21 protein-coding genes are annotated in these 23,992 nt (G+C 71.4%); 6 read left to right on the top strand and 15 right to left on the bottom strand.

All coding sequences use genetic code 11. The features are described from left to right. Positions 1 to 53: 53 nt before the first annotated feature. Positions 54 to 1,979, top strand: coding sequence for a molecular chaperone HtpG (gene htpG, locus ACH4U8_RS11925; RefSeq protein ID WP_360306735.1), 1,926 nt, complete (start codon positions 54 to 56; stop codon positions 1,977 to 1,979). An 86-nt stretch (positions 1,980 to 2,065) separates the two neighbouring features. Here htpG and ACH4U8_RS11920 read toward each other — a convergent pair whose 3' ends face one another. Both ACH4U8_RS11920 and ACH4U8_RS11915 read right to left on the bottom strand, forming a co-directional pair. Beyond that, entirely contained in the window at positions 2,066 to 3,589 is a 1,524-nt protein-coding gene (locus ACH4U8_RS11920) for a chitinase (RefSeq protein WP_360306732.1), read from the bottom strand. A 247-nt stretch (positions 3,590 to 3,836) separates the two neighbouring features. Next, positions 3,837 to 4,190 carry an Imm49 family immunity protein gene (locus tag ACH4U8_RS11915; protein WP_395777257.1) on the bottom strand — a complete coding sequence of 118 codons (354 nt, stop codon included), beginning with the start codon at positions 4,188 to 4,190 and terminating at the stop codon, positions 3,837 to 3,839. Between the two features lie 148 nt (positions 4,191 to 4,338). Here ACH4U8_RS11915 and ACH4U8_RS11910 point away from each other — a divergent pair, with 148 nt between their 5' ends. Then, a complete protein-coding gene (locus ACH4U8_RS11910; RefSeq protein WP_395777255.1) occupies positions 4,339 to 4,965 on the top strand; it encodes a TetR/AcrR family transcriptional regulator in 627 nt (208 codons plus the stop codon). A 78-nt stretch (positions 4,966 to 5,043) separates the two neighbouring features. After that, positions 5,044 to 6,063 (top strand): NAD(P)/FAD-dependent oxidoreductase, encoded by a 1,020-nt coding sequence (locus ACH4U8_RS11905; RefSeq protein WP_395777253.1) that lies wholly within the window; start codon positions 5,044 to 5,046, stop codon positions 6,061 to 6,063. A 76-nt stretch (positions 6,064 to 6,139) separates the two neighbouring features. On the opposite strand, the gene ACH4U8_RS11900 is transcribed toward ACH4U8_RS11905, so the two are convergent. The 7 genes from ACH4U8_RS11900 to ACH4U8_RS11870 form a co-directional block, all read right to left on the bottom strand. Next, positions 6,140 to 7,306, bottom strand: a complete 1,167-nt coding sequence (locus tag ACH4U8_RS11900) for a glycerate kinase (RefSeq protein WP_360307178.1) — start codon at positions 7,304 to 7,306, stop codon at positions 6,140 to 6,142. Between the two features lie 86 nt (positions 7,307 to 7,392). Next, positions 7,393 to 9,270: a S9 family peptidase gene (locus tag ACH4U8_RS11895; protein WP_395777252.1), complete on the bottom strand. Its 1,878-nt coding sequence runs from the start codon at positions 9,268 to 9,270 to the stop codon at positions 7,393 to 7,395. Beyond that, positions 9,267 to 10,277, bottom strand: coding sequence for an ABC transporter ATP-binding protein (locus ACH4U8_RS11890; protein ID WP_379990669.1), 1,011 nt, complete (start codon positions 10,275 to 10,277; stop codon positions 9,267 to 9,269). Before ACH4U8_RS11890 ends, ACH4U8_RS11895 begins: the two co-directional genes overlap by 4 nt. Further along, positions 10,274 to 11,275, bottom strand: coding sequence for an ABC transporter ATP-binding protein (locus ACH4U8_RS11885; protein ID WP_395777250.1), 1,002 nt, complete (start codon positions 11,273 to 11,275; stop codon positions 10,274 to 10,276). The genes ACH4U8_RS11890 and ACH4U8_RS11885 overlap by 4 nt, the downstream gene beginning before the upstream one ends. Then, positions 11,272 to 12,189, bottom strand: a complete 918-nt coding sequence (locus ACH4U8_RS11880; RefSeq protein WP_379990671.1) for an ABC transporter permease — start codon at positions 12,187 to 12,189, stop codon at positions 11,272 to 11,274. The genes ACH4U8_RS11885 and ACH4U8_RS11880 overlap by 4 nt, the downstream gene beginning before the upstream one ends. Then, a complete protein-coding gene (locus tag ACH4U8_RS11875; protein ID WP_395777248.1) occupies positions 12,186 to 13,154 on the bottom strand; it encodes an ABC transporter permease in 969 nt (322 codons plus the stop codon). The genes ACH4U8_RS11880 and ACH4U8_RS11875 overlap by 4 nt, the downstream gene beginning before the upstream one ends. Before the next feature lie 31 nt (positions 13,155 to 13,185). After that, a complete protein-coding gene (locus ACH4U8_RS11870) occupies positions 13,186 to 14,913 on the bottom strand; it encodes a peptide ABC transporter substrate-binding protein (RefSeq protein WP_395777246.1) in 1,728 nt (575 codons plus the stop codon). A gap of 182 nt (positions 14,914 to 15,095) precedes the next feature. On the opposite strand from ACH4U8_RS11870, the gene ACH4U8_RS11865 reads away from it, so the two are divergent. Beyond that, positions 15,096 to 15,863 (top strand): TetR/AcrR family transcriptional regulator, encoded by a 768-nt coding sequence (locus ACH4U8_RS11865; RefSeq protein ID WP_360306705.1) that lies wholly within the window; start codon positions 15,096 to 15,098, stop codon positions 15,861 to 15,863. A 9-nt stretch (positions 15,864 to 15,872) separates the two neighbouring features. On the opposite strand, the gene ACH4U8_RS11860 is transcribed toward ACH4U8_RS11865, so the two are convergent. The 3 genes from ACH4U8_RS11860 to ACH4U8_RS11850 are packed head-to-tail and all read right to left on the bottom strand — an operon-like array spanning position 15,873 to position 18,978. Further along, positions 15,873 to 17,000, bottom strand: coding sequence for a M20 family metallopeptidase (locus ACH4U8_RS11860; RefSeq protein WP_395777244.1), 1,128 nt, complete (start codon positions 16,998 to 17,000; stop codon positions 15,873 to 15,875). Next, positions 16,997 to 17,914 carry an alpha/beta fold hydrolase gene (locus ACH4U8_RS11855; protein WP_395777242.1) on the bottom strand — a complete coding sequence of 306 codons (918 nt, stop codon included), beginning with the start codon at positions 17,912 to 17,914 and terminating at the stop codon, positions 16,997 to 16,999. Before ACH4U8_RS11855 ends, ACH4U8_RS11860 begins: the two co-directional genes overlap by 4 nt. Continuing rightward, positions 17,911 to 18,978, bottom strand: a complete 1,068-nt coding sequence (locus ACH4U8_RS11850; protein ID WP_395777240.1) for a tartrate dehydrogenase — start codon at positions 18,976 to 18,978, stop codon at positions 17,911 to 17,913. The genes ACH4U8_RS11855 and ACH4U8_RS11850 overlap by 4 nt, the downstream gene beginning before the upstream one ends. Before the next feature lie 199 nt (positions 18,979 to 19,177). Between ACH4U8_RS11850 and ACH4U8_RS11845 the strand changes: the two genes are divergently transcribed. Together ACH4U8_RS11845 and ACH4U8_RS11840 are read left to right on the top strand one after the other, a co-directional pair. Beyond that, on the top strand, positions 19,178 to 20,704 hold the full coding sequence (locus ACH4U8_RS11845) for an FAD-binding oxidoreductase (RefSeq protein ID WP_395777239.1): 1,527 nt from the start codon (positions 19,178 to 19,180) through the stop codon (positions 20,702 to 20,704). Positions 20,705 to 20,933: 229 nt separating this feature from the next. Further along, a complete protein-coding gene (locus tag ACH4U8_RS11840; protein WP_395777237.1) occupies positions 20,934 to 21,371 on the top strand; it encodes a hypothetical protein in 438 nt (145 codons plus the stop codon). A gap of 157 nt (positions 21,372 to 21,528) precedes the next feature. On the opposite strand, the gene paaE is transcribed toward ACH4U8_RS11840, so the two are convergent. From paaE to paaC, 3 genes are read right to left on the bottom strand one after another with little or no spacing between them, the layout of a single operon-like run. Continuing rightward, on the bottom strand, positions 21,529 to 22,638 hold the full coding sequence (gene paaE / locus ACH4U8_RS11835; protein ID WP_395777235.1) for a 1,2-phenylacetyl-CoA epoxidase subunit PaaE: 1,110 nt from the start codon (positions 22,636 to 22,638) through the stop codon (positions 21,529 to 21,531). Continuing rightward, complete coding sequence (paaD, locus tag ACH4U8_RS11830) at positions 22,638 to 23,159, bottom strand: 1,2-phenylacetyl-CoA epoxidase subunit PaaD (RefSeq protein ID WP_395778191.1); 522 nt, start codon at positions 23,157 to 23,159, stop codon at positions 22,638 to 22,640. The genes paaE and paaD overlap by 1 nt, the downstream gene beginning before the upstream one ends. Continuing rightward, on the bottom strand, positions 23,153 to 23,983 hold the full coding sequence (paaC, locus tag ACH4U8_RS11825) for a 1,2-phenylacetyl-CoA epoxidase subunit PaaC (protein WP_395777233.1): 831 nt from the start codon (positions 23,981 to 23,983) through the stop codon (positions 23,153 to 23,155). The genes paaD and paaC overlap by 7 nt, the downstream gene beginning before the upstream one ends. Between the last annotated feature and the right edge of the window lie 9 nt (positions 23,984 to 23,992).

Here is a 23,992-nt window from a genome sequence, read left to right as displayed (position 1 = left end):
CGTCGCCAAGACGACACAACCCGGCGTCGCCGAGGAGATGAGGAGACCCCAGGGTGGGTAGCAGCGTCGAAACACTGGAATTCCAGGCCGAGACCCGTCAGTTGCTCCAGTTGGTGATCCACTCGATCTACTCGAACAAGGACATCTTCCTGCGCGAGCTGATCTCGAACGCCTCCGACGCACTGGACAAGTTGCGGCTGGAGTCCCTGATCGACTCCGATCTGGAGGTCGACACCTCGGACCTGCACATCGCCTTGGAGGTCGACAAGGACGCCCGCACGCTGACCGTTCGCGACAACGGCATCGGCATGAGCCGCGACGACATCGTGGACCTGATCGGCACCATCGCCAAGTCCGGTACCGCCGGCCTGCTGGAGAAGATCAAGGAAGCCAAGGAGGCCCAGGACGCCGCCGCGACGCAGCACCTGATCGGCCAGTTCGGCGTCGGCTTCTACTCGGCCTTCATGGTCGCGGACAAGGTCACCCTGCGCACCCGGCGGGCCGGCACCGACGCCGGCACCCGGTGGGAGTCCGACGGCGAGGGCACCTACGAGATCCAGGCCGTCGACGGCCTGCCCGTGGGTACCTCGGTCACCCTGCACCTCAAGGCAGCGGACAGCGAGGACGGGCTGGCCGACTATCTGGCCGATTGGAAGATCCGGCAGATCGTCAAGCAGTACTCGGACTTCATCCGCTGGCCGATCCGGATGCCCACCGTGCGCACCGAGGCCGACGGCGTCACCACGCACGGGGTCGACACGCTCAACTCGATGAAGGCGCTGTGGGCCCGGCCGCGCAGCGAGGTGACCGAGGCCGAGTACCACGAGTTCTACAAGCAGATCAGCCACGACGGGCTCGACCCGGCCGAGACCATCCACATGCGTGCCGAGGGCAACTTCGAGTACGAGGCGCTGCTGTTCATTCCCGCACAGGCACCGTTCGACCTGTTCTCGCGCGAGTCCAAGAGCGGCGTGCAGTTGTACGTCAAGCGCGTGTTCATCATGGACGACTGCGAAGCGCTGATGCCCAACTACCTGCGCTTCGTCAAGGGTGTCGTGGACGCCCACGACCTGTCGCTGAACATCTCCCGCGAGATCCTCCAGCAGGACCGGCAGATCCGCGGGGTACGTCGGCGCCTGGTCAAGAAGGTCCTCGGCGCGATCAAGGACATGCAGGCCAAGGACGGCGAGCGCTACGCGCGGTTGTGGGCCCAGTTCGGTCGGGCGCTGAAGGAGGGCCTGCTGGAGGACGCCGACAACACCGAGGCCCTGCTGGAGTTGGTGTCGGCCGCCTCCACGCACGACCCGGAGCAGCCCACCACGCTGCGCGCGTACGTCGAGCGCATGAAGGACGGCCAGGACGCGATCTACTACCTGACCGGCGAGACCCGCGCGATGGTGGAGAACTCCCCGCACATGGAGGCGTTCGCGGCCAAGGGGTACGAGGTGCTGATCCTGACCGACCCGGTCGACGAGGTCTGGGTCGACCAGGTCCCGGCCTTCGACGGCCGGCGCCTCCAGTCGATCGCCAAGGGTCAGGTCGACCTGGACGAGCCGGCCGCCGACGACGCGGAGGCCGGCTCCGAGAAGGCCAAGCGCGAGCAGGACTTCGCCGCGCTGCTGCCATGGTTGACCACGACCCTGTCCGAGCAGGTGAAGCAGGTCCGGCTGTCGTCGCGACTGACCACGTCGGCGGCGTGCATCGTCGGCGACGCGCACGACATGACCCCGACGCTGGAGAAGATGTACCGGGCGATGGGGCAGGAGATGCCCTCGGTCAAGCGCATCCTGGAGCTCAACCCGACCCACCCGCTGATCACCGGGCTGCGCTCGGCGCACGAGGCGAACGCCGACGACCCGGCGCTCGCGGAGATCGTCGAACTGGTCTACGGCGGCGCGCTGTTGGCCGAGGGCGGCGACCTGCCCGACCCGGCTCGCTTCACCCGGTTGCTCACCGAGCATCTGGCCCGCGGCCTGTAACCGATCCGCAACGCGGGTGCTGCCCGGCAGGTGACCTGCCGGGCAGCACCGTGTTCGACGCGGGTCGCCGATCAGGGACGACGGCTTCAGCAGGCGCCGAGGTCCTGCCAGACGCCCCATTGGCCGGTGGTGCCGGGTGTCTCACCCGTCGTCCACCACTTGGCCTTCCAGTTGTGACCCTGGTGCGAGACCTGCTGGCCACCGGTGTAGATCGTGCCGGACGCCCAGGCCGGGGCCGTGCACGTGTGGCCGTTGCCGCCGGTGACGGTCAGGGCGTAGGTCGCGCTGTGACCGCCGGAGGCGGCGGTCCCGGTCACAGTGAGGTTGTAGGTGCCCGAGACGGTCGCCGCGGTGGTGTTGACGGTGAGCGTGGAGGAACCGCCCGCCGTCACCGAGGTGGGACTGAGCGAGGCGGTGACGCCCGCCGGGGCGCCGCTGACGGTCAGGCTCACCGTCTGCGCGGCACCGGCCGTCACCGCGGTCGAGATGGTCGAGGTGGTCGAGGAGCCCGCGACGACGGACCCGGCGGCGGGAGTCGCCTTGACCGAGAAGTCGTTGGTCGGGGTGGTGGTGCCGCCCGTGAAGGGCTCGAAGATGTGGCTGAAGTCCCAGGTGTTCTGGGCGATGCCGGAGCAGTTGTCCGCGGCCGGCTGGTTCGGGCAGTTGCCGTTGTCGCGCTGGAGGGCCCAGAACGAGAGGGTGTTGATGCCCTTGGACACGGCCCAGTTGTAGACCTGGGTGGCGTTGGCCAGGGTGAAGGTCTCGGCCGGCCCGAAGTCGTCGACACCGATCATCTCGGTGACGCCGACCATCGCCCACAATTGGGCGGGGGTCTTGCTCGGGTAGAGCTGGGCCAGGGTGTTGTACAGGCCCTGGGCCGCGGTCTCGGTGTCGTTGGCCATGTTGTGCGTGGCGTTGTCGTAGTAGTCGAACGTCATCAGGTTGACGACGTCGACCTTCGTACCGTTGCTCACCGCGTTGCGCAGCAGGGCCACGCCGTTGGGGGCCAGGCCGCTGGTGGTGGTGGGCAGCGTGTAGGAGATCTCGATCTTGCGCCCGTTGCTCGCGGCCCAGTCCTGGACCAGCTTGATCGCCTTGTTGCGGCGGTCGATGCCGGCCGTGTTGTCCAGCGCGTCGATCTCGATGTCCATGTCCAGCCGGGAGATCTCGTAGGTCGTGATGACCTTCTTGTAGACCTCGGCGATCTGGTTGACATCGGTACAACTGTCCGCGATCTCGGTGCCGGTGGTGTCCGCGGTGTAGCCGCCGAAGGAGGGGATCACGTCCCCGCCGTTGGCCTGGATGGTCTTGATGTCGGCGCCGAACGTGGACTGGGCGATCGGCATGCCGCTGTCGCCGTTCCAGTACGCCGTGCAGGAGCCCTTGGTGGCCGTCTGCAGGAACGCCATGGTCAGGTGCTTGGCACCGGACTGGGCGGCCAGCGCGGCCGGGCTGTCCCCGGTCCACGCCTCGAAGTAGGGGGCGAAGACGTGCGAGGGCAACGGAGTCGCGGCCTGGGCGGGGCCGGCTCCGAGCGCGGTGAAGGTCACGGCCGCGGCGGCGGTGACCGTTGCGGCGACGGCCGCTCGTAACGTACGCAAGAGTCGCATGTGCGTCCAGACTGTAATTGGGGACGGGCCGCCGATTCGCGTGGCACGGCGGCATGGGGTATGAGACAGCCCGGCACGCACAGAAGTCAATGGTCTGGACCAAAGTGGACTAGACCATTAACTTTCAAGGAAATTGTTTACCGGGCAAGGCAGTTGCCCGAGCCGACCGGGAACGTGCTCCCCTCGACGTCCTCGGTCGGCTCGAAACCGCCGCTCCGACCGGAGCGCGCGCTCGGCCGACCCCGCGTCAGGTGGCGAACTCGCCGAGCCATCCCCGGTCGAGCCGGTGCCTGGGCGGATACGGCAACGTGCCGTCCACCGCGACGGGGAAACCCGTGTCACAGGCCGGGCACGCCATCGCCAACGGGCCCAGCGCCACCCGACCGCGCGGCGCGCGCGAATCGCGCCGATAACTCCCGTGCAGGGCGAGGGCCTCGGCCAGGGCCTCCGCGAACGCCGCGTGGTCGTCGGTGACGAGGCGGTGGAACAGCGCCACGGGCTGATAGTCGATCAGGTTCAGGAACTCCGCGGGCGTACCGGTCGCCACGTCCGGTCGGGACGCGTTCATCGTGGCGATCAGCCTCTGGACGACATCGTCCATCGGTCGGCACGGGCAGGTGTGCATCGGGTATGTCGTCTCGGGTCACCCGGCAACCCGATGAAAGCCGGTCGAGCGGACCATACGACGCCGTGGAAAAGAGCAACCGGCCAACTTTTTGAGTCGCACAACCAAGAGTAGGGTCTCGACCATGGGCGACACGACGGCCGAGCCGACACCCCCGCGCGCAGCACACCCGCCGACGGGCCGGCGCGAGCGCAAGAAGGCCGCCACCCGGCAGGCGCTCGCGGACGCCGCGTTGCGGCTGTTCGTCGAACACGGCTACGACCGGGTCGGCATCCGCGACATCGCCGAGGCGGCCGACGTGTCCACCACGACGTTGTTCAAGCACTTCGCCGGCAAGGAGGCACTAGTCTTCGACGAGGACGCGAACGACGAGGCCCGACTGCTGGCCGCCGTGCGCGAGCGCCCCGCGGGCCGATCGATCCCGGCGGCGCTTCGCGAGCACGCCCTGAGGTACCGGCTCAAGTCCGGCGACACCGACGCCGACTTCGCGGAGTTCGTCGAACTGGTGGAGCGGACACCGGCGTTGCGTGAATACGGCGAGCGTATGTGGCTACGCCACGAAGCCGCCCTGGCCCGGGCCATCGCCGGGGAGACGGGACGACCCGAGGACGACCCGGACTGCGCCGCGCTCGCGCACTTCGCCTTGCGCGCCCCGCAGATCGGTCCGGGCCGGATCGACGCGGTCGTGGCCACCAACCACGCCTTCGATCTCCTCGACCGCGGCTGGCAGGGCCTGGGGGTAGAGAAGTAGCCACACCGACCCGCCCCCATATTGCCGAAACGGCATGAATGTTTGCCGTATGGCCGGCGTGCTCGCAGGGTGGTCGACATGAGCGAGAACACGTGGGTGCAGGCGAGTGACGAAGTGTGGGACGTCGTGGTGGTCGGGGGTGGGGTGGCCGGGCTGTCGGCCGCGCTGACCCTGGCGCGGGTGCGCCGCTCGGTGCTGGTGATCGACTCGGGCGAGCCGCGCAACGCGCCCGCCGCCGCGACGCACAACCTCCTGTCACGGGACGGGATCGCGCCGCTGGAGCTGCTGCGGCTGGGGCGCGAGGAGGTCCTCTCCTATGGTGGGCGGGTCGAGTCCGGCCGCGTCTCGGGCCTGCGGCGCGAGGGCGCGGAGCTGGTGGTGACCACCGAGGACGGCGGCCGTGCGCCGGCCCGGCGGGTGCTGGTGACCACGGGACTGGTGGACGAACTGCCCACGATCCCCGGGCTCGCCGAGCGGTGGGGGCGCGACGTGTTGCACTGCCCGTACTGCCACGGCTGGGAGGTGCGCGATGGCGCGGTCGGCGTGCTGGCCACCGGGCCGGCGGCGTTCCACCAGGCGCTGATGTTCCGGCAGTTGTCGCCGGAGGTGACGCTGTTCCTGCACACCGGCGGCGACCCGACCGAGGAGCAGTGGGAGCAGTTGGCCGCCCTGGGCATCGACGTGGTCGACGGCACGGTCGGTGCGCTGGAGGTCGACGACCGGGACCGGTTGGCGGGCGTGCGCCTGGCCTCGGGCCGGTCGGTCGCGGTGGACGCCCTGGTGGTGGCGCCCCGGTTCGTGGCGCGGGCCGGCTTCCTCGCCGACGCGGGCCTCGCGGTGACCGAGCACCCGATGGGGATCGGCGGCCAACTGGTCACCGAACCGGGCGGGTTCACCGGGGTCGACGGCGTGTGGGCGGCGGGCAACGTCACGGACCCGATGGCCCCGGTCCCGGCCGCCGCGGCATCGGGGGTGCAGGCCGCGGCGGCGATCAACATCGACCTGATCGGCGCCGACGCGCGGGCCGCGGTCGCCGCCCGCGCCGGCCGGGCTTCCGACGCCTCCCGGCCCGAGCCGGGCTCGGGCGACCGACGGTGAACGACGGGGAACGGCCCCACGCCGGACGAACGCGCGTGAACGGCCCCGCCGGGTACGGCCGGACCCGGCTCGGCCGCTACCGCGCCCCGGCCCTCGGCGGCGGGAGGTCGGGCAGGTGCTCGCGGACGATCAGTTGCCCCAGCGCCTCCAGCAGCGGGGCGGCTGCGGCGATCGACCGTTCCGGGTCCGGTTCGAGGCTGCTCAGCGGGTAGCCGGCGCGGAACCCGGCCGCGGCGAGCTGATCGCGGGTCAGGTCCAGGCGTCCGCACACGGCGACCACCGGAACCCCGTGCCGCCGGGCGCGCCGGGCCACGCCCAGCGGGGCCTTGCCCTGGAGGGTCTGCAGGTCCATCGCGCCCTCACCGGTGACGACCAGGGTCGCCGCGCGCAGTTCCTGGTCGATCCCCACCGCGTCCAGGACGACGTCGACGCCGAGCCGGCGGCGCGCCCCCAGCGCGACCAGGGCGCCGAAGCCGGTGCCGCCGGCGGCCCCCGCGCCCGGCGCGGCCGCGATGCGCCCGGCAGGCGGACCCACGGTCGACGCCAGCACCTCCAGCAGGCGGCCGAGCCCGGCCTCCAGCACGGCGACGTCCTCGGGCCCGGCGCCCTTCTGCGGCCCGTACAGCGCCGCCGCCCCGCCGGGCCCCAATAGGGGCGCGTCGACGTCGGTGGCGACCACGAACTCGGTGGCCGCCAGCCGCGGATCGAGACCGGACAGGTCGGCGTGGGCAAGGTCGCGCAGGGCCGCGCCACCGTCGGCCACCGGTCGCCCGTCCGCGTCGGTGAACCGCGCCCCCAGCGCGCCGAGCAGGCCCACTCCCCCGTCGGTGCAGGCGCTGCCGCCCAGCCCCAGCACGATGGTGCGCGCACCGGTGTCCAGTGCCCCGCGCACCACCTCGCCGGCGCCTCGGCTGCTCGCGGTGAGCGGCGCCGGGACGTGGCCGGGCAACAACGCCAGTCCGGAACTCTGGGCGAGTTCGACCACGGCCGTGCTCCCGCGTTGGGCGTAGCAGGCGCGAACGGGCCGACCGGTGGGCCCGCCGACGCCGACCACGCGGCGTCGGAAGCCGCAGTGCACCAGCGCGTCGACGGTGCCCTCGCCGCCGTCGGCGACGGGCAGCACGGTCACCCACAGACCCGGGCGGGCCCGGCGCAGCCCGGCCGCGAGATGCCGGGCCACGGCCGCGGCGCCGAGCGAGCCCTTGAACTTGTCCGGCGCGAGCAGCACATGCGGCGGCGGCATCCCGCCGGGCCGACCACCCGGTTCGCCGGCGGCGTCGACGGCGCCGGGAACCGGGTCGCGCGGTTGCGGGACGAACGGGTCCCGGGTCATGCGGGGCTTGGCCCGGCCGGCGGTTCGACCGGCCCCCGGGACCAGGACTCACCGCGCAGCGCGGCCTCGACCAGGTCCATCATCCGCTGCTGGTCGTGGATCTCCAGTTCGCGGCTGCTGGTCTCGTGGCCCCCGCTGAACCAGTCCAGGCACACGTCCCCGCCCGCGTCCTGCAGCGCCTGCGCGTAGGCGTACGCCTGCTTGGGCGGCGTGCGGGTGTCGTGGGTGGCCTGCGAGATCCACACGGGTGCGCGGACCGCATCGACATACGTGATCGGCGAGGAGCGCCGGTAGCGGTCCGGGTCGAGGTCGGGGCCCGCTCCGAAGAACGCCTTCCACGCCGCGCGCAGCGCCGGATTCATGTCGCCGTAGGCGGTCACCCAGTCCGCCATCGGCACGAACGCCAGCGCCCCGGCGAAGAGTTCGGGCAATCGGCCGACGGACAACAGGGACAGGAAGCCGCCGTAGGACGCGCCGGTGACGAAGATGCTGCCCGCCTCGGCCACCCCGTCGGCGATCAACCGCTGCACCGCCGCCTCGATGTCCTCCAGTTCCCGGTCTCCGATCGAGCCCAGGAACCCTTCGCGGAACCGCCGACCGAAGGTGACCGAACCCCGGTAGTTCAAGGACGCGTACGCCACCCCCGAGGCGGCCCACGCCTGGGCCTGCGGGTTGTACGCGTCGACGGACACCAGGTTCGGGCCGCCGTGCAGGTTCAGCACCAGCGGCCGCGGCCCTTGCGCGTCCGGGGGGCGGCACACCCACAGTTGCAGGGGGGTGCCGTCGGCGGAGTGCACGGTGTGCGAGTCGGCGCCGACGCCCGATACCGGCGGGGTCGGCGGATCGGCCGGGACGATCTCCCCGGTCGAGCGTTCGACGTGCAGCACGCTCAGCGGCTGGTCGAAGCGCTGCCGGAGCAGCCGGACGCGCCCGTCGGCGGCGTAGTGCGAGGCCCACTGGTGGAGTTGGGCCGAGGCCACATCGGGCTCGAAGTAGGCCCCGGCCGGATGCCCGACCACCGTGAGCGCCCGGCTGTGCAGGTCGAACTCCAGTACGTGGTGCAGGCCCTCGTCGACCAGGACCAGCAGGATCCGGGCGCCGTCGTCGGACCAGTCCAGCGCCACCAGGTCGCCGTTCAGGTGCGGGGCGTCCACGTCGATCCGGCTGCCGTCGGCGGGGTCCCAGACGCATGGGCGGGCGAAGCCGGTGCGCTCGGTGGACACCAGCAGCCGGCCGTCGCCGACGACCGGGGAGAACCGCACCGCCCGCACGGGCTCCGCCGGCCCGTCGGTGAGGCTGCCCAGCACCTTCCCGCTGTCGGTGGCGACCACGGTGACCGCGAAGCGGCGTACACCGGGGTTGTGGTCGGTGGTGTCCACGCTGGCCAGGCGCCCGTCGGCGGAGATCAGTCCGTTCCACGCCTCGTGCGGCGAGGTGAAGAGCAGCCTGGGCGCGGGCGTCCGGGAGTTGTGCACGTGCCAGAGGCCGAACCCGTCGGGAGCGGCGGCGGTGATCACCACGGCGTCGCCCTGTCGGGCGGTGTCGATGCCCCGGAGCGTGTAGGGGTGGAGGGTGGGGGTCAGGTCGCGGCGGTCGCTGCCGTCCACGGCGGTGGCCCACACGTGTCCGACCTCCGAGCCGTTGTCGTCGTGCAGGCTCAGCACCCACTCGCCGTCCGCGCTGAGCACCGCCTCCCCCGGGTCGCCGACGTCGCCCGGCAGCGGCAGGTCGATGCCCCGCACCATGTCCCGGCGACCGAGGGTCTGGCCGTGCTCGGTGTCCCGGACCACCAGGCACAGATCGCGCTCTCCGCGGCCGCGGCGCATGGACAGGATGCGATCGGTGCTGAAGTAGGGGTGCCAGGAGGCGGTCATGGGGCGATCCTCTCGGGGGTGTCGGCGGTGTCCGGTCGCGGCAGGACTTCGGCGAAGTGACAGGCGGTCAGGTGTCCGTCGCCCGTCTCGACGAGGGGCGGGGTCTCCTCCGCGCACACGCTTTGTGCCTTCCAGCAGCGGGTGCGGAATCGGCAGCCGGAGGGCGGTGCCAGCGGGCTGGGTATGTCGCCCTCCAGCACGATCCGCTTGCGGGTGCGCTGGATGCGCGGGTCGGGAATGGGCACGGCGGACAGCAGCGCCTGCGTGTAGGGGTGTCGCGCCGACTCGAACAGCGAGTCCACCGGCGCGTGTTCGACGATCCGGCCGAGGTACATCACGGCCACCTCGTCGCTGATCTGGCGGACCACGGACAGGTCGTGCGCGATGAACAGGTAGGTCAGTCCGAGCCGTTCCTGGAGGTCCTCCAGCAGGTTGACCACGCCGGCCTGCACACTGACGTCCAGTGCGCTCACCGGTTCGTCCAGGACCAGCACCTCCGGTTCCACGGCCAGCGCCCGGGCGATCCCGATCCGCTGTCGTTGTCCGCCGGAGAACTGGTGTGGGAAGCGGTGCGCGTGCGCGGGGTCCAGGCCGACCAGGCCCAGCAGTTCGTGCACCCGCTCGCGTTCGCGTTTGGGGTGCAGGCCGTGAATGCGCAGTGGCTCGGCGAGGATGGCCTGCACGCTCATCTGCGGGTTGAGCGAGGAGTAGGGGTCCTGGAAGACGAGTTGCACCCGGCGGCGCAGGTCCGCCAGGGTCCGTCGGTTCGCGGTGGCGATGTCGGTGCCGTCGAGCAGGACTCGGCCGCCGGCCGGGGTGACCAGGCGGACCAGGCAGCGGCCGAGGGTGCTCTTGCCGCAGCCGGTCTCGCCGACCAGGCCCAGGGTTCGACCGCGGGCGATGGCGAAGTCCACGCCGGAGACGGCCTGTACGACGGCGGACTTGCGGCCGCGTCCGGTCCGGTATTCGGCCACCAGCCCGGTGACGTCCACCGCGGTCGTGCTCATCGCGTCACGCTCTCAATCTCGTGGAACCGCACGCACGCCGTGGTGTGCGTGGTGTCGACGGCCAGGGGTGCCGGATCGACTTCGCCGCAGACCGCCGGGACCGCGTGCGTGCAGCGGGGCTGGAACGGGCATCCGGTGGGGCGTTCGGTGGGCAGCGGGGGCTGGCCGGGGATCTGCACCAGGCGGGCGGCGCGCCGATCGATGCGCGGAAGCGCGCCCAGGAGCCCGGTCGTGTACGGGTGGGCGGGGTGGTGGAACAGCGCGTCGACCGGGCTTTCCTCCAGCTTGCGTCCGCAGTACATGACCATCACCCGGTCGGCGATGCCGGCCACCACGCCCAGGTCGTGGGTGATCAGCAGGACCGCGGTGTCGGTGCGGTCCTGCACCCGTTCGATCACATCCAGGACCTGCGCCTGTACGGTCACGTCCAGCGCGGTGGTCGGCTCGTCGGCGATCAGCAGCGCGGGGTCGTTGGCGATGCCCATCGCGATCATCACGCGCTGGCGCATGCCGCCGGAGAGTTCGTGCGGGTACTGGTCGACGCGGTCGCGCGGGGAGGCGATGCCGACCAGGTCCAGCAGGTCGACGGTGCGCTCGCGCAGGGCCCGGCGTCCCTGGCTCGCGTCGTGCACCGAGACCGCCTCGGCCACCTGCGCGCCGATGGTCATCATCGGGTTGAGCGCGGCGAGCGCGTCCTGGAAGACCACCGCGATCCGGTTGCCGCGGACCGCCCGCAGTTCCCGGTCGGAGAGGTCGAGCAGTTCCCGTCCGCCGAAGAGCACCGATCCCCGGGCGGTCGCGTTGCGCGGGAGCAGGCCCATGATCGCCATGGTGGCGGCGCTCTTGCCGGAGCCGGACTCGCCGACGATGCCCAGGGTCTCGCCGGGGGCCACGTCGAAGGACAGGCGTTCGACGGCGGTCACCGGCCCGGAGTCGGTCCGGTAGGTGACGGTGAGGTCGCGTACGGACAACACGGGGGACGCGTCGGTGCTCATCATTGCCTTCCTTGCGGGTCGAAGGCGTCGCGCAGGCCGTCGCCGACGAAGTTGACGGCCAGCACGGTGATCAGGATCGCCAGGCCCGGTACGTAGAGCAGGTAGGCCTGCGAGGTGCCGATCAGTCCGGCGGCCTGGCTGAGCATGTTGCCCCAGCTCGACTGGGGCGGTTGGATGCCGAACCCCAGGAAGCTGGTGGTGGATTCGAGGATGATCGCGGAGGCGACCGCCAGCGAGACGTTGACGGCGATGACGCCGGTCAGGTTGGGCAGCAGGTGTCGCACGACGATGCGCGGGTTCGAGGCGCCGATGACCCGGGCGGCCTGGATGAACTCCTTGTTGCGCAGGGTGAGCACCTGGGCGCGCACCACTCGGGCGATCATCGTCCAGCCCAGTGCGGCCAGCACCAGCACGATGGTCACCGGTGAGGGGCCCAGCGACTCCAGCGCCACGGCCAGGACGGCGATCGCGGGCACGATCAGGAACAGGTCGGTCACCCGCATGATCACCTCGTCGGCCCAGCCGCCGACGAAGCCGGCGATCGCGCCGACGGCCGTGCCGACGACGGTGGACAACAGGGCGACGCAGATGCCGATCGCCAACGAGACCCGACCGGCGAACAGCAGTTCGCTGAGGTAGTCGCGGCCGAGCGAGTCGGTGCCCAACCAGTGGGCCGAGGAGGGCTGTTGGGCGCCCAGCAGGAGGTCCTGCCGGTTGTGCGGGAAGGGGGCGATCCAGGACGCGCCGAAGCAGGAGATCGCCAACGCGGTCAGGATCAACAGGCCCACGACGGCCGGCCGGTGGCGCAGGAATCGCTCCAGCACGATCCGGTGCCGGGGCTTGTCCCGGGCCGGTGCGGGCGACGGGGCGGTGGGTGGCGCGGAGGCGACGATTCGGGCCGCGGCGGAGTCGGTCATCGCAGGGCCACCCTCGGGTCCAGGAGCGCGTAGGTCACGTCCGCCAGCAGGTTGAAGACGATCACCGCGACGGCCACCACGAGCATCCACGGGATCAGCACGAACACGTCGCCGGCCAGGATCGAGCTCAGGAAGAGCCGGCCCATGCCGGGGATCGCGTAGATCTGTTCGGTGACGACCAGGCCGCCGACCAGGGCGGCGGCGTCCAGTGCCACGACGGTCACGAAGGGGGCCAGCGCGTTGCGCAGGGCGTGCCGGAACAGGATCCGCCGGCGTGGCACGCCCTTGGCCCGGGCGGTGCGCACGTAGTCACTGGCGAGGGCGTCGAGCATCGCGGTCCGGCTGAACCGGGACCAACTGGCGACCAGGCCGATGGTCAGCGTGACGACGGGAAGCGCGAGGTGCCGGAAGTAGTCGAGGTTGATCCCGGTTCGACCGACCGAGTGCAATCCGACGAAGTACAGCGGGGGTTCGCTCAGGCCGAACTGCTGCCTGGGCCACACCGCCAGCACTTGGATCAGGACCAGGCCGAGCCAGAACGCGGGCATCGCGATGCCCACATAGGAGAGCCCGGTGAGTACGTAGTCTCCGGCGGAGTACTGCCGGGCCGCCGAGTAGATCCCGATGCCGAGCGCGATCACGGCGGCGAACAGCACGCCCCAGAACATCAGTTGCAGGGTGACTTCGAGCGCGGATCCGATCATCGGCAACACCGCGCCGCCGGTCCTGGTGCTGGTGCCCCAGTCGCCGGTGACGAAGGCCTTCATCCACAGCAGGTATTGCTCGGGCACCGATCGGTCCAGGCCGAGCAGTTCCGTCTGTCGGTGCAGCGCGCCGGGGTCGGTCGACTGGCGCAGCTTGGCGAGCGGATCGAAGGTGGCCCGGACCGCCCAGAACAGGATGAAGGAGGCGATCACCATCACGGGCAGCGAGTACGCCAGTCGGCGCAGCGTGTATCTCAACATGGGAAGTCCTCGGCGAGGAGTCGGCCGCGGGTCATTTCGCCAGTCCCCATTCGGCGAGGTTCCAGAACGGGCCCTGGACGGGGTTGATGCTGATCGGGCCGCCGACGCCCTTGCCGGTCAGCAGGATGTTGGGGACGGCGCCCAGCGGCAGGGACGGTACGGATTCGGCGATCAGCTTCTCCGCCTGGCGCGATGCCTGGATCCGGGCCGTCTCGTCGACCTCGGTGCGTACCCGGCCGAGCAGTTCGTCCAGGCCGGGAATCTTCGCGCGGATGAAGTTGATGCCCGAACTGCCCTCGACGGCACCGGGGATCGACGTCGAGGCGAGGGTGGCGTCCAGGGTGGGCTCGGGGAAGGTGTCGGTCAGCGTCCACAACCCCAGTTGGAAGTCCCCGGCCGGGGCGACCTTGCCGAACAGGTTCGCGGCGCTGGTGTTCTTGATCGTCATCTTGAATCCGGCCTGCCGTAGTTGCGACTGCAGGATCTGTTCGGTGAGTTCGCGGCTCTGGTTGCCCGCGAGGGAGACGATGGTGAACTGCGCGGCGCGGCCGTCCTTGGCCCAGATGCCGTCGCCGTTCTTGGCCCACCCGGCGGCGGTCATGATCTGTTGCACCTTGGCCGGGTCGCGCCGATAGCCGGCGAAGTCCTCGCTCGCGAAGGCGGATACCAGCGGGGACAGGAAGCTCTGCGCGGGCGCGGCCACGCCCAGCGAGCCGAACAGCTTGTGCACGATCGCGCCGCGGTCGATCGAGTAGGCCAGCGCCTGCCGGACCGCCGGGGAGTCGAACGGGAAGGTCGAGTTGTTCATCCACAGCGCCTGGAGATTCCCGGTACGGGTCTCCACCTGCATGTTGGCGCTGCCGCCGAGCGAGTTGATCTGGGACAACACGTCGAGTTGCGGCGTCGGATACAGGGCGTCGAGCTGACCGCTGGCGAACGCCTGGAATTCGGCGGCGGTGTCGGTGGTGAACTGGAACGTCACCTTGTCCAGGTGGGGTTTGGGACCCCAGTAGCGCTCGTTGGGGACCAGGGTGACCGAGGTGCCCCGAACCCAGGAGGCGATCTTCCAGGGCCCGCCGCTGAAGGTGTAGCCGTTCTTCATCAGCGCGTTGCGGTCCTTGCCGTCGAGCAGGTGCGCCGGCAACACTCCGTAGTCGGCGCCGAACAACTGCCGCCAGTTGGCGTACGGGGATTTCAGCGTGACCACCGCGGTCCGCGGGTCCGGCGTGGCGACCGAGTCGATCAGGTCGTAGCCGGTCTGGGTGAACACGTCCTTGCCGTCGCGGATCTGCAACGCGGTGTACTTCAGGTCCGCCGAGGTGATCGGCTGCCCGTCGGACCAGACCGCGGCGGGGTTGAGTGTGTAGGTGATCGTCTGCCGTCCGTCCGCCACCGAGGTGGTGGGGGTGGCGGCCATCAGGTCGGACGCGACCGGGACCCAGGTGTTCCCCTGCTGCACGACCTTGAAGACCTGCGGGATGGTCTGGGCCTGCATCAGGTAGGTGCCCCAGATGGAGCCGGCGCAGGTGGAGATCCAGTCGGCGCAGTCCGGCTCCTGCTCGGCGCCGATCACCAGGCTCCCGCCCTGCTTGACCGGGACGTCGCGGATCGAGTTCGTCCCCGGCGCCAGCGCCGGTGCGCCCGACGTGCATCCGGTGGCGACAAGAACGGCGAGCGCCGCCAGGGCACTTCCGACCGGGGTTCGCCGCCTTTTGGGGCCGGATGGCGGCCTGCGGTCGTTTCGTGAATGAATCATCATGTTCGACCTTCCCTGCACGGGATGTCCCGGGACTCGGTGATCAAGGGTAAGGAGACGTGAACGGCTTAGCAATACACATAGGCTAGTAGTTAGCCAATGAGATTGACTTGAAATGTGGCCATACCTCCGGCAGGCTCGGTACACCGGCGCCCACCGGCGCCGACTCCCCAGGAAGGACCCGCATGAACGCCCCGAAAGCCGAGGACACCTCCGACGTACCGGCCAAGAGCACGGGCCCCGGACGCCGTCGGCTCCCGCGTGACACGCTCAGCCGCCAGGTCATCCTGGAGGCCGCCGAGCGGGTCGCCGCGCGGGACGGGCTCGACGCCTTCACGTTCCAGTCCCTGGCCAAGGAGGTGAACGCCCACCCGACGTCGCTCTACCGGCACTTTCGCGACAAGGACCAGTTGGTCCTCGAACTGATCGACGACCTCCGGGCCCGCTCCTACGGTGGGTTGCTCAAGCCCACCGACTCCTGGCGCGAGGACCTGCGCACGTCGGCCCGCTACATCCACGAGCACTACCTGCGCTACCCGCAGTTCGCCGTGCAGATGGCGGCGCGCACCACCCGCAGGCCGACCGAGTTCGCCAACGTGGAGTTCGCCCTGGACGCGCTGCTGCGGGCCGGTCTGGACGAGGCGGACGCGGCGATGTACCTGAGGGTGTTCGGCAACGTCATCCGCTCGCTGTCCAGCATGGAGGCGGGCATGCTCGCGTTGGACCCGGAGACCCGGGACGGCGACACGCTGGCCTGGCAACTGGAGTACCGCAGGGTGCCGGCCGAGCAGTATCCGCGGATCGCCGCGATGAGCGGACAACTCCTGGACATCGGCGACCCGAAGGTCTTCGACACCGCCGTGGACCTGTTCCTCGACGCCATCGAGGCCCGCGCCGAACAGGCCCGGAACCGGCGGTCCACCCGGCAGGAGTCCACGCCGAAGGAGAGGTGACCCGCTCCGTCACCGGCTCGACGGAGCCGCGGCCCCCTCCCGGAGCAACCCGGCCACCAGCCTCGCCCGCTCCGGCAGGGAGCCCGCGTCCAGCCACTCGTGCCGGGCATGCGCCCCGCCGCCCGCCGGGCCGAGCCCGTCCAGCGTGGGAATGCCCAGCGCGGCGGTGAAATTGCCGTCCGAGCCACCGCCAACCCGGGCCTCCTCGATCGCGGTCAGCCCCCCTTCCCGGGCCAGTCGCCGCGCGGCCAGCAGCAGCCCTCGGGACATGCCGTGTTCCAACGGCGGCCGATTGATGCCGCCCGCCGGTTCGACCCGGGCCCCCGGCAGCCGCGGGCACAGCGCGCTCAGCGCCTCCTCCACCCGCAGCAACTCCGCGCGTTCCCAGGCCCGTACGTCGACATCGACGTAGGCGGACTCGGGCACGGTGTTGGTCGTGGTGCCGGCGCCGCCGACGGTGGGGGTGACCGTCGTGCCGCGACCGGGGTCACCGAGCACGCTGATCGCGAGCACCTGGTGTGCCAGTTCGACCAGGGCGTTGACTCCCAGCTCGGGCTCCAGGCCGGCGTGGGCCGCGCGTCCGTGCACGCCCACCCGGTACATCGCCACACCCTTGCGGGCGGTCTTGACGGCCCCGTCCTGGCTGGGCTCCAGTACCAGCACCGCCCGGCAACCCGCGGCGGCCTCCTCGATCAACGCGCGCGAGGTGAGCGAGCCCCGCTCCTCGTCCCCGCTGACCAGCATCCGCACGTCGTCGGCGCCGCCGATCAGCTCCAGCGCGTCCAGCGCCGTCACCAGCCCCGCCTTCATGTCGAACACTCCCGGGCCGGTCACCCGCCCGTCCACCGCGGTGAACGGGCGCTCGGCGAGCGTGCCGAGCGGCCAGACCGTGTCGGCGTGCCCGAGCAACAACACCGGGGCGACGGCCGGGTCGCGCACCCGCTCGTGCACGTACAGGTGGGGCACCCCGTCCCGGACGACGCGTTCCGGCTCGCCCAGGAGGCCGTCGGACCACGAGGCCAACAATTCGTACAGCGGGTCCAGTCCCGGTACGTGGCCGGACGGCGTCTCCAACTCGACGAGTCGGCGCAGCCGGGACAACGAACGGCCGGTGTCGACCTCGGGGACGGTGCTCAACGGGACTCTCCCGGTTCGGGGGTGCGGATGTGTTGCCAGAACGACGTCAGGGCGTGCGCCACCGCATCGGGGGCTTCCTCGGCCAGGTAGTGGTCGGCGTGCACGGAGACCGCGTCCACCTGTCGCGCGTAGGTCCGCCAGACCCGGGCCACGTCGAAGTTGCGGCCCACGTAGCTCCGCGCCCCCCACAGCGCGAGCAGCGGGACCTCGACCCGCCGGCCCTGCTCGCGGTCCAGCCGGTCGTGCACCAGGTCGATGCCGGCCGCGGCCCGGTAGTCGGCGCACGAGGCACGCACCGTGCCCGCGTCGAAGCAGCGTTCGTACTCGGCCATCGCCGCCGCGTCGATCGCCGAGCCGCCGGCATGCCGACCGGCGAACCGGCTGCGCAACCAGGTCAGGGGGTCCGCCAGGATCAGCCGCTCGGGCAGGTCGGAGGGCAACGACAGGAAGAACCAGTGGAAGTAGTCCGACGCCATCGTCCGGTCCACGTTCTCGAACATGTGCAGCGTCGGCACCACGTCCAGCACCGCCACCGAAAGCACCCGTTCGGGAGCGTCCAGCGCCATCCGGTGGGCGACCCGCGCACCCCGGTCGTGGCCGACGACCGCGAAGCGCGCGAAGCCGAGCGACTCCATCAGCGACACCTGATCGGCCGCCATCACCCGCTTGCCGTACGGCTCGTGCCCGGCGGTGTCGCCGGGTTTGTCGCTGTCGCCGTAGCCGCGCAGGTCCGCCAGCACGACGGTGTGACCCGCCGCGACCAGTTCCGGGGCGACCCGGTGCCACATGGTCGAGGTCTGCGGGTAGCCGTGCAGCAGCAGGACCGGCGGGCCCTCACCCCCGACGAACGCGTTGATCCGCACCCCGTCGCGCGACGCCTCGACCCGCCGCAGGCCGGGTGCCGGCGCGCTCATCCGTCCGTCCCCGGCCGGCGCAGCTCCTCGATGAAGGCGTCGCACACCTGGTCCGTCGACAACGTGCCGCCCAGGTCGGGGGTGACCGAGCCGGCCACGACCACCCGGTCCAGCGCCCGGACGAGCCGGTCGGCCGCCTCCTTCTCGCCGAGATGTTCCAACATCAGGGCGGCGGACCAGATCTGACCGATCGGGTCGGCCGATCCGGTGCCGACGATGTCCGGTGCCGAGCCGTGGATCGGCTCGAACATCGAGGGCCCGCTCCGGGTCGGGTCGATGTTGCCGCAGGGCGCCACCCCGATGCTGCCGGCCAGGGCGGCGGTCAGGTCGCTGAGGATGTCGCCGAAGAGGTTGGAGGCGACGATCACGTCGAAGCGGGTGGGGTCCAGGACGAGCAGCGCGGCCAGCGCGTCCACGTGGTACGAGGTCAACTCGACGTCGGGGAAGTCGGCGGCGACCTCGGCCACCACCTCGTCCCAGAACGGCATGGTGTGCACGATGCCGTTCGACTTGGTCGCCGAGGCCACCCGGCCCGAGCGCGTACGGGCCAGCCCGAAGGCGTAGCGGGCGATGCGCTCGACGCCGAGTCGGGTGAACACCGCCTCCTGCACCGCCAGTTCGTGCGGACGGCCGCGATACAACCGGCCGCCGATCTCGCCGTACTCGCCCTCGGTGTTCTCCCGCACCACCACCAGGTCGAACGGTCGCTCGTCCCGCAGCGGCCCACGCACCCCGGGCAGCGAACGCACCGGGCGCAGCGAGACGAACTGGTCGAACTCCCGCCTGATCGGGATCAGCAACCCCCACAGCGACACATGGTCGGGGACCTCCGGCGTGCCGACCGCCCCGAGCAGGATCGCGTCCGCCTCCCGCAGTCGTTCGATGCCGTCGGCGGGCATCATCGCGCCGGTCTCGGCATGGAACGCGCACCCCCAGGGGTGCTCCGTCCACACCAGTTCGAACCCGTGTGTCGCGGACAGTACGTCGAGCACCCGCCGAGCGGCCGACACGGTCTCCCGGCCGATGCCGTCGCCGGGGATCGCCGCGATCCGATACGTGCGCACCTGAGCTCCCATCATCGGTTAGCAACGGACCTAGCCTAGGAGATAGCCACGGTTAATTGCTAGAGACGGACGGATGTCGCCTGCGTCACCGATGGACGCAGCCGGCGCGACTTGCGCCGCCCCCCGGGTGACGATGGCAGCGACACAGCGTCATGTGACGGACACGTGGCGTGCAACAATCGCCGGGAGAAGTGGGCACATGACGATCGATCGACGGGCGTTTCTGGCCGCTCTGGGAGTCGGCGGTGCGTTGGCGGTGACGGGGGCGACCGCCGGCGGCATCGCCCGGGGTGTGGCGCCGGTGTTCCCGGCGTACGGCGGGCGCCGGACGGGCGGGTTCGCGGCCCCCGAACCGCCGGACTGGTCGGCGCTGAAGGCGCGGCTCGACGGGCGGCTGCTGCTGCCGGCGGACCAGGGGTACGACGTCGCCCGGCTCGGCTTCAACGAGCTGTACGACGATCAACTGCCGGCGGCGGTGGCCCGCTGCAACTCGGCGGCGGACGTGCGGATCTGCCTGGACGCGGCCCGCGGACACGGGGTGCCGATCGCCGCGCGCAGCGGCGGGCACAGCTACCTCGGCTACAGCGTGCCGAACGACGGGCTGGTGCTGGACCTGCGGCCGATGGCCGGGGTCCGGGTGCGGTCCGACGGGACGGTGCGAGTGGGCGCGGGGGCCCGGCTGATCGAGGTCTACGCGGCGTTGGCGCAGGCCGGGCGACTGATGCCGGCCGGCTCCTGCCCGACGGTGGGCATCGGCGGACTCGCCCTGGGCGGCGGGATCGGGGTGTTGACCCGCAAGTACGGACTGACCTGCGACCGGCTGGTCTCGGCGCAGGTGGTCACCGCCGACTCCCGGGTGCTCACCGCCTCCGAGTGCTCCGAGCCGGACCTTTACTGGGCACTGCGCGGAGGAGGTGGCGGCAACTTCGGGGTGGTCACCGAATTCACCTTCAGCACCGAACCGGCCCCCGCGCTCACCGTGTTCGCGCTGCGCTTCCCGGCCGCCGCGGCCGCCTCGGTGATCGGCGCGTGGCAGGGGTGGGTCGCGGACGCGCCGCCCGAACTGTGGTCGAACTGCGTGGTCTCCGGCGGCGCGGCGCCGACCGCCCGGGTCGGCGGGTGCCACGTCGGGACCGCCGACGAACTGAACCCGCTCCTGGACCGACTGATCGCCGCCGCCGGGACCCAGCCGACGTCCCGCAGCGTGCAGGGCAAGAGCTATCTGGACACGATGAAGTACATGGCCGGCTGCGCGAACGACACCATCGCGCAGTGCCATCCGACGTCCGAGGGCGGCCGGTTGCCGCGAGCGGCCTTCGTCGCGGTCTCGCGGGTGCTGACCGCCCCGCTGGACGCACAGGGGGTGGTGCAACTGATGGTCGGCCGCACCGGGATGGACCTGCTGCTCGACTCGATGGGCGGCGCCGTCTCACGACTGGCCCCCGACGCAACGGCCTTCCCACATCGCTCGGCGCTCGCCACGGCGCAGATCTACGCGAGCACCACACCCGCCGGCAAGCAGGCCGCCACCGCCGCGGTCGACGCCGTCCGGGACGGCCTGGAGGCACTGGGCGCCGGGGGCGCGTACGTCAACTACATCGACGAGAACCTGCCCGACTGGGGCACCGCCTACTACGGCGAGAACCTGCCGCGTCTGAAGTCGGTGTCCCGACGCTACGACCCGGACCAGGTGTTCGCCTTCCCCCAGTCGGTGGCCCGCGCCTGACCTCGGTCCGTGCCCGAACTCGTTGCGCGCCCGACCTCGTTCCGCGTGCCGATCTGACCGAAAGTCATGCATGCGGAACTCCATGTAACCCAAATCACGTCCGATGTTCACCCTTCGGGGCCGTCGGGCGACCCATCGTCATGTAATGATGTGCCATGTGAAATGTCACACCTCATCAAGTGGGCATCCCTTCGGATGCCCCGAACAGTGGAGGCTTCCCATGAAATTCATGACAACCGCGGCAGTGATCGGCATAGCCGGCCTGGGCATCATCGCCGCCGCACCGGTCGCGAGCGCCGATCCCACCCCGACGCCCACCGTGACCTGCGGCGCCTACGGGCTCCAGTCCGGTCTGTCGACCAAGGTCTGCGCCGAGGTCACCGGCGACAACGTCCGCCTGTTCGGCCAGGTCGGGCTGGCCGGTCCGCCGTCGCCCGGCAGTCCGCCCCGGCAGCCGCAGTCGCTCAACCTGCGGCTGTCCGGCAACGTGGGCGGCGTCTCGCTCGGCGCGGTGAACCAGGACTCGCTCTTCCACTACTCGACGATCAGCGTCTCCGGCGTCGGCGGCACCGTGCCGTGCGGTTCGACGGTGCACGGCAGCTTCGCGGTGGAGTCCTACCAGTGGCCGGCGCGGCCGGTCACCGTGGACCTGGTGCTCCCCTGCTGACCCACCCCCCGGCCCGCACGGCCACCCGCCGCCGGGCGCCGTAACGCACCGCCGGGCGCCCGCCGGCACCTCGGACTCCGCGCCGGAATCGCGGAGTTCGAGGTCCCCGGCGGGTGCTCGGGCGGTACCGGCGGGTCCTGGTGCGCGGACCGGCGGCTCAGCAGTCGAAGTCGACGGTGAGGGTGTCCGAGGCGGGGTACGTCTGGCAGGTCAGGACGTAGCCCGCCTCGATCTCCGCCGGGTCGAGGGCGTAGTTGCGGCGCATGTCCGCGTCACCGTCGCGGACCAGGGCGCGGCAGGTGCCGCACACGCCGCCCTTGCAGGCGAAGGGCATGTCCGGGCGCAATCGGCCCGCCGCGTCCAGGACGGTGCTCTCGCGAGGCAGGTCGGCGACGGTGGAGCGGCCGTCCAACACGACGGTCACCCGGCTGACGGGTCCATCCACCGGCGCGTCCTCGTGCCGGACCGCCGGCGGCGGTGTGTCGTCGGCGAAGAACAACTCCTGGTGCACCCGGTCGTCGGGCACGCCGAGGCCGGCCAGGGCGCGCCGCGCGTCGCGGATCATGCCGTGCGGGCCGCACAACCACCAGTGGTCGGCCCGCTCGGCGTCGACCAGGCCGTCGATCAGGGCGAGCAGCCGGTCGTGGTCGAGGCGACCCGAGAGCAGCTCGGCCTCGCGGGGTTCGCGGGAAAGCACGTGCGCGAGTTCGAAGCGGGCCGGGTACAGGTCCTTGAGGTCGGCCAGTTCGTCGGCGAACATCACCGTGTCGGTGCGGCGGTTGCCGTAGAGCAGGGTGACCCGCGAGTCGTGGTGGGCGGCGAGCACCGACTCGGCGATGGACACCATCGGGGTGATGCCGGAACCCGCGGCGATCAGCACGTGGTGGGCGGGGGCGGACACGTCGGCGGTGAAGGTGCCGGTCGGCGCCATCACCTCGACGCGATCGCCGGGCCGGATGTCGTTGACGAGCCAGGAGGAGAACAGGCCCCCGGGCACCACCCGGACGCCGATCCGCGGCCGGGTGCCGGCGGCGGAGCAGATCGAGTAGGTGCGGCGTTCGTCCGTCCCGTCGATCTCGCGGCGCAGCGTGAGCGATTGGCCGGGCACGAAGGCGAAGGTGTCGGCCAGTTCGTCGGGCACCTCGAAGGCGACCGCGGCGGCATCGGGGCACAGCCGGTGCACCTCGGCGACGCGCAGGTGGTGGAAGCTCGGGCGGCGGCGGGAGGGCGGCGGCGCGGCGGAGATCGTCTTCGTCGGGTCCTGCATCAGATCTCCTTCATGTGCTCGAACGGCTCGCGGCACGCGAGGCAACGCCGCAGGGCCCGACAGGACGCGGCGGCGAAGCGGGAGGTCTCCTCGGTGTCCGCCGAGCCGCAGTGCGGACAGGGCACCCGGCGGCGGGTCGGCAGCAGGTCCAGCGGGACCGGCCCGGTGCCGGGCCGGGGTGCGGCGCCCGGCGGGGCGATGCCGTAGCGGGTCAGCTTGCGGCGCCCGGCGGGGGTGATCCGGTCGGTGCTCCACGGCGGGTCGAGCACGGTCCGGATCTCGACCCGGGCGAAGCCCGCCGCGCGCAGGCGGGCGGCGACCTCGGCGCGCATCTCGGCCATCGCCGGGCAGCCGGAGTAGGTCGGGGTCAGGCCCGCGACCACCGTGCCGTCCGCGGTGATCTCGACGTCGCGGAGCACCCCGAGGTCGGCCAGGGTCAGCGCGGGCAGTTCGGGGTCGGGTACCTCGGCGGCGATCCGGCGGGCGCGGCGCACGTCCGCGGCGGTGTTCGCGGTCACCAGGTCGCGCCCGGGTGTGCGCGGGCCAGCCCCTGCAACTCGGCCAGGAGTGGAGCCAGATGCTCGGTGTGCTCGCCGTTTCTGCCGTGCCCCGGGAGCGGCGGCGCGGCATCGGGCAGGGTCAGCGCGACGGCGTCGAGCACCTGGGCCAGCACCGCCCCGACCTCCTCGCGCGCGTCGTGCGCGTCGTACAACTCGGGGAGCCAGGCGGCCACTTGCCCGAGCGCGACGTGCATGCGGCGCCGCGATTCCTCGGTGCCGTCGCCGAGGCGTACGGTCCACTCGGCGGCGTACTGCCGGTGGTAGGTCAGTTCCTTGACGCCCTTGGCGGCGACGGCCGCGAGCACCGGGTCGGCCGTGCTCGCGAGCCGGGTGAAGTGCGCGAGCCGCCAACTGGACAGCAACAACAGCCGGGCGATGGTGAACGCGAAGTCGCCGTTGGGGAGTTCGGCCAGCCGTACGTTGCGGAAGTCGGCCGCGTCGCGGAAGTACGCGTAGGCGTCCTCGTCGCGTGCGCTGCCGTCGACCTGCCCGCAGCGTGCGTACAACAGGCGTGCCTGGCCGAGCAGGTCCAGGGCGATGTTGGCGAGGGCCAGTTCCTCTTCGAGCTCGGGCGCGCGGGTGGTCCATTCGGCCAGCCGCTGGGCGCCGATCAGCGCGTCGTCGGCCAGGGCGAGGCAACACGCGGCGAGTTCGGCGGCGTCGACGTGCGCGGGCAACGTGCTGTCGACGCCGTACAGGGGGTCCTCGAAGCCGGTACCGAACGCCCAGCGTGCGTCGCCGCCGTCCCCGTCGGCGAGGGAGGGCGGGAGGTGGTCGTCGTGCATTGACCTGCT

This window comes from Embleya sp. NPDC020886 (assembly GCF_044333915.1).
Taxonomy (GTDB): domain Bacteria; phylum Actinomycetota; class Actinomycetes; order Streptomycetales; family Streptomycetaceae; genus Embleya.
This window is presented reverse-complemented; position numbering and strand designations above follow the sequence as displayed.

Coding starts and splice junctions, on each gene's coding strand:
- ACH4U8_RS11920 (WP_360306732.1), bottom strand. CDS start 3,589: ATGCGACTCTTGCGTACGTTACGAGCGGCCGTCGCCGCAACGGTCACC.
- ACH4U8_RS11890 (WP_379990669.1), bottom strand. CDS start 10,277: ATGAGCACGACCGCGGTGGACGTCACCGGGCTGGTGGCCGAATACCGG.
- paaE (WP_395777235.1), bottom strand. CDS start 22,638: ATGCAGGACCCGACGAAGACGATCTCCGCCGCGCCGCCGCCCTCCCGC.
- ACH4U8_RS11895 (WP_395777252.1), bottom strand. CDS start 9,270: ATGACCGCCTCCTGGCACCCCTACTTCAGCACCGATCGCATCCTGTCC.
- ACH4U8_RS11905 (WP_395777253.1), top strand. CDS start 5,044: ATGAGCGAGAACACGTGGGTGCAGGCGAGTGACGAAGTGTGGGACGTC.
- ACH4U8_RS11840 (WP_395777237.1), top strand. CDS start 20,934: ATGACAACCGCGGCAGTGATCGGCATAGCCGGCCTGGGCATCATCGCC.
- ACH4U8_RS11880 (WP_379990671.1), bottom strand. CDS start 12,189: ATGACCGACTCCGCCGCGGCCCGAATCGTCGCCTCCGCGCCACCCACC.
- ACH4U8_RS11900 (WP_360307178.1), bottom strand. CDS start 7,306: ATGCCGCCGCCGCATGTGCTGCTCGCGCCGGACAAGTTCAAGGGCTCG.
- paaC (WP_395777233.1), bottom strand. CDS start 23,983: ATGCACGACGACCACCTCCCGCCCTCCCTCGCCGACGGGGACGGCGGC.
- ACH4U8_RS11845 (WP_395777239.1), top strand. CDS start 19,178: ATGACGATCGATCGACGGGCGTTTCTGGCCGCTCTGGGAGTCGGCGGT.
- ACH4U8_RS11870 (WP_395777246.1), bottom strand. CDS start 14,913: ATGATGATTCATTCACGAAACGACCGCAGGCCGCCATCCGGCCCCAAA.
- ACH4U8_RS11915 (WP_395777257.1), bottom strand. CDS start 4,190: ATGGACGATGTCGTCCAGAGGCTGATCGCCACGATGAACGCGTCCCGA.
- ACH4U8_RS11855 (WP_395777242.1), bottom strand. CDS start 17,914: ATGAGCGCGCCGGCACCCGGCCTGCGGCGGGTCGAGGCGTCGCGCGAC.
- ACH4U8_RS11875 (WP_395777248.1), bottom strand. CDS start 13,154: ATGTTGAGATACACGCTGCGCCGACTGGCGTACTCGCTGCCCGTGATG.
- ACH4U8_RS11865 (WP_360306705.1), top strand. CDS start 15,096: ATGAACGCCCCGAAAGCCGAGGACACCTCCGACGTACCGGCCAAGAGC.
- ACH4U8_RS11910 (WP_395777255.1), top strand. CDS start 4,339: ATGGGCGACACGACGGCCGAGCCGACACCCCCGCGCGCAGCACACCCG.
- ACH4U8_RS11885 (WP_395777250.1), bottom strand. CDS start 11,275: ATGATGAGCACCGACGCGTCCCCCGTGTTGTCCGTACGCGACCTCACC.